At 41.6% G+C, this 1,244-nt stretch carries 1 protein-coding gene and 1 pseudogene; one reads left to right on the top strand and one right to left on the bottom strand.

The genetic code is table 11. The features are described from left to right. Positions 1–683: pseudogene (locus ACRCJ0_RS14400) on the bottom strand (6-phospho-beta-glucosidase); the annotation flags it as partial. A 171-nt stretch (positions 684–854) separates the two neighbouring features. On the opposite strand from ACRCJ0_RS14400, the gene ACRCJ0_RS14395 reads away from it, so the two are divergent. Further along, positions 855–1,244 (top strand): MurR/RpiR family transcriptional regulator (locus ACRCJ0_RS14395; protein WP_431390899.1); only part of this gene is annotated, 390 nt, incomplete at its 3' end.

Genomic DNA, 1,244 nt, shown 5'->3' with positions numbered 1-1,244 from the left:
AATTTTTTGTATAGTAAATCAATGACTTTAGCTGTTAATTCCTTGCCTTGACGGTCCCAAACTTTATGCCAGTGGAAGTGGTTAATACCAGCAAATTGGTAGAACAAGTCTTCCTGTTCAACATCCAACTGCCCAGCAATATCCATACAGTGGGTAATCGGCACATTACATAAACCAATTGTCCGCTTCCAACCGAATTGTTTAATCGCTGCTTCAGTGACCATCCCAGCTGGATTGGTAAAGTTAATCAACCAAGCATCCGGACATTGTACTTTCATATCTTCAATAATTTGACCGATAATCGGAATGGTTCTAAAGGCCTTCAACATCCCACCAGCACCATTAGTTTCTTGACCTAAAATCCCGTGAGATAAAGGAATACGTTCATCCTTCACCCGTGCATCCAGCAAGCCCACACGAAATTGCGTTGTGACAAAGTCCGCATCTTTCAAGGCATTGAACCGGTCTAAAGTTAAGGTAACCTTCCAGTCTAAACCAGCAGCCTTCACCATTCGCTTAGCCATTTCCCCAACAATATTTAATTTTTCCTGCCCTGCCTCAATATCCACTAAGACAATCTCATCAATTGGCATCTCATCTTTACGTTTAATGTAACCCTCAATTAACTCCGGTGTATACGAAGAACCGCCACCGATTGTGACAATTTTTAACCCTTTAGCCATCCTGTGTAACCTCCTATAATGTGATTACCCTCATCATATTCGAAATTGTAACCCTTTACAACATGAACAAATCAAATAGTAAGGCCAAACACAAATTAAGCCCATCTAATTGAAATTCTTGTGTCACCCTTACACAAAATATGCTATTATCTGTAAAAAGGGGGCACCGTTATGTTGCTAATTGAACAAATGAAAACCACTCACTTTTCCCACGCTGAACAATCCTTAGTGCAATACATGATTGAACATCCAGAAAAACTCGACCAATTAACGACTACGCATCTCGCAGAAATTACCCATACCAATCCAACCAGTCTCATCCGGGTAGCCAAGAAACTGGGTTACAAAGGTTGGACGGATTTACGCACCGCCTACCTAGACGAATGGTTGTATTTAAATAGCCACTACAATGCCATTGACGCCAACCGTCCTTTCGCCAAAAACGATTCCCTTGCAACTATCGCCAACAAGATGGCCAGTCTAGACCAAAACACCATCCAAGATACCTTATCTTTACTGGACTACCAGGAGATCCAAAAGGCCCAGGACATCTTGTTGAAA

Source organism: Aerococcus sp. L_32 (assembly GCF_050689315.1).
The sequence above is the reverse complement of the archived record's forward strand: the minus strand, read 5'-3'. Positions and strand labels throughout refer to the sequence as shown.